This is a genomic window from Lentimicrobium sp. S6, assembly GCF_013166635.1.
Taxonomy (GTDB): domain Bacteria; phylum Bacteroidota; class Bacteroidia; order Bacteroidales; family UBA12170; genus UBA12170.
On record NZ_JABKBZ010000160.1, the window covers coordinates 1 to 3,120 of the forward strand.

General features: G+C 33.2%; 3 protein-coding genes. 1 reads left to right on the forward strand and 2 read right to left on the reverse strand.

Features of this window, described 5'->3' with window-relative positions:
• Positions 1–1,064: T9SS type A sorting domain-containing protein (locus HNS40_RS21930; protein WP_172284854.1), on the forward strand; the 1,064-nt coding region annotated here is incomplete at its 5' end.
• Positions 1,065–1,194: 130 nt separating this feature from the next.
• Here HNS40_RS21930 and HNS40_RS21935 read toward each other — a convergent pair.
• Positions 1,195–2,274, reverse strand: coding sequence for a T9SS type A sorting domain-containing protein (locus HNS40_RS21935; protein ID WP_172284855.1), 1,080 nt, complete (start codon positions 2,272–2,274; stop codon positions 1,195–1,197).
• A 298-nt stretch (positions 2,275–2,572) separates the two neighbouring features.
• Positions 2,573–2,974, reverse strand: a complete 402-nt coding sequence (locus HNS40_RS21940) for a hypothetical protein (protein ID WP_253916470.1) — start codon at positions 2,972–2,974, stop codon at positions 2,573–2,575.
• Positions 2,975–3,120: the final 146 nt, after the last annotated feature.

The window sequence follows — 3,120 nt, forward strand, 5'->3', positions numbered from 1 at the left end:
TTCAAAATAACGATGCTGAAGAAGTTTATATAAGTACCTACAGTGTTCCCACCTATTTTCATTATAATGTAATACAAGATTATGACAATGGTGGAGTGAATGATCCACTGGTATTGCATAATAATCCACCAAGTAACCAAACCATTATTGATGTTGAATATAACTGTTGGGGAACTGGGTTTAATGCTTCAGAAGATTTAAGGCCATACGGTGCTTATGATTACGATCCTGATTGGTGTCCGGGTGATAGTAAAGGGAGCAGTAGCCCTGTTGCCTTATTATATGAGACCAGTCAAACTCAATTTGAGGATGAAGAATTCATAGCATCAAAAACTACTTTGGAAACCATAATCACAGATTATCCTAATACCACATTTGCCCAAGCAGCTGTTAAAGACTTGTTTATTGTTGAACTATTTGCCACTAACGATTATTCATCGCTGCGTCAATATTTTAATGACAACCCAAGTATTCAAACTAATGATGTGCTTAAATCACTAGCAGAATTCTTTAGCAACAGATGTGATATTAAATTAGAAAACTGGCAAACAGCCATCGATTTCTATGAGGCTAGAATTTCAGGAGAACCAGATACTGAAGAAGAAATATTTGCTATTATTGATTTAGGCTTGCTCTATTATATTATGGAAAACAGCAGTAATAAAGCAAGCTACGGTGTAGGCTCCATGCCAGAGCACAAGCCCAAATCAAAAGAGGAATACATAGCAAAAAGAGACTATTTAATCTCCTTATTACCACTAAAAAGCAAGGAGAATGAAAACCTAAATCCAATATCTAGCGATGAAATATTAAGTCAAAACTCACCCAATCCGGTTAATGGCAACACACAAATAGGCTATAATTTGGAGCAGGAAGCCAATATCCAGTTAAATGTTTTTGACTACACAGGAAAGCTATTAATTACTATTGATGAAGGAAAACAAGACAGAGGAGCCCATCATATAAATCTTAATACTATCGATTTAGAAAATGGAATCTATCTGTACACCATTAAAATAGATGGACAAGTGGCCGATTCTAAAAAAATGGTTGTATTGAGATAATATTAACCAAACATCATGAAAAATTTAAAGCCTTATTAGTTATACTCGTAAGGCTTTGTTTTACTCCCCAATCTCAATTCTAACCCAGCTTACTCGGAAATGCCTTCCGAGTGAGCTGGGTTGTGGTAAGCTATTGAATAATGACTTTTCCGGAATAGGACTGATGCTCGGAGTACGCATTATAAAAATATAATCCTGAAGAGAATGATTTACAGTTCCAAATGAGATTAGATTTCCCTACTATTTCTTCTATTAATTTTCCTTTTGTATTGTAGATTCTGATGGTTGTTTCGTTTTCTTGTTCAAAGTGAAACTGAACAAAATCTTTAGCAGGATTAGGTATGATTGAGATCAGATTATTGTGTTCTATTATTCCTGTGGTTTCGCAATTTTCTTCTACTTCTTCAATATTATCGCATCCAGTATTATTATCCAAAATATCAAATGAGGCATCAGGAATGGCGATATAATCACAGATGCTTTTTACATGGCAATTTGATAATTGTTGGTTGTCAAAAATGGTTAAGGTACTCATAGAATCAGCATTTATATTCTTAATTCCAGAGATATCATTAAGCATGATATTGTTATAGATGATTACTCCTGAAATAGAAGATAAATTATTTAATCCATTTAAATTGATAAGGTTCTCATTACTATAAATTTGTATATTTTGTCCAACAGATGATAGATTTTCAAGACCAGAAAGACTAGATAAGCTCCAATTTTTGAATAGGATCAAGTTACCTCCTATTTGATTGAGACCATTTAAACCAGATAAATCCTGAAAGTTGGCATTGCCCACAGTTAATTCATATTCACCAAGTTTTAAATCTCCTTCAACAACATTTAGGTTATTTAATCCTTCTAAACTATAAAGTTCGGGATTATAAAAAATGCTTACATCACCACCAATATGTGTTAAATTGCTAAATCCACTAAGGCTTGATAAGTTTAGGTTGAAGTAGATGCTTAAGCCTCCATCAATCTGTGTAATATTATTTAAACCATCTAAATTGGTAATTGATGTACCATCTGGATAATTCCCAATCGTAATATGTCCTTCAATTTGATAACAATTGGGATAATCTGTTGGGAAATTATCAATTTGCTCTTGAGTAGTAAAGGTAATTCCATCAGGAAAACAAGATTGTGAGTGTCCAAATATGCTAATAAAAACTAGAGAAATGATAAATGCTACTTTTTTCATGTGTTTAGATTTTGGAGATATGTATCTGAAACGAAGATATGGTTTTTTTTGGATACATCAGCATGCTCGAAAATGTTTTCCGAGTACAGATATATGTTTGTGATTTTACAGACTTGGATTGCAAATCCAAGCTAGCTGTTTCTGAGTTAGTAGTATTTATTAAATAGAGTGTATGAGGAAAGGATTTACTCTCCAACCTCACCCCTAACCACATCATCAACTTGTAAACCCGCTCACTCGGAAAGTTCTGCTGAGCGGAGCCTCAGTATGCCTTCCGAGTGAATAACTAACGAAATCACTAAAGATAAGTCTTCAATTGTGGTGTTTCTAGAATAATCTCTAATAAACTTGGCAATTCAGCATAATTTCTTGCAGAACTAAATAAATATTCTTCTTGTTTTTCAACTATCATTTCCTGCACAGGATTTTGATGGATATAGTTAAGCTTTTCATAGAAGAAAGAGTTGCTATAAATCACTTTCGCATGATTACCATCTTGCCATAGTTTAAATCTCTGTTCACGTTTTAAATGCTCACAATATTTCTGTAAGAAAGGCAATAACCATTCTTGCCTGCTTTCTGGTTCATCTTCAATCTGTTTTACTATTTTCTTTGAGGTATACCGCTTAAAATCTCTTAAAATATCCGTAAGCTGAAATCCTTCTGCAGCCCTGCAAATCATATGTAAATGACTATGCATAAGTACCCAACCATATATTAAGACCGTTGCATGGTAATTAACAAAATAAATCACCTTATATAATTGTATATCAGATAAATAAGTTGTATTTTTATGGTATGAAAATACGTAAGGAACCTACATTAGCAGATAGTATTTGTGATTTA

Excerpts from the sequence above, each read along its gene's own strand:
- HNS40_RS21940 (WP_253916470.1), bottom strand. The coding sequence starts at position 2,974 with ATGCATAGTCATTTACATATGATTTGCAGGGCTGCAGAAGGATTTCAG.
- HNS40_RS21935 (WP_172284855.1), bottom strand. The coding sequence starts at position 2,274 with ATGAAAAAAGTAGCATTTATCATTTCTCTAGTTTTTATTAGCATATTT.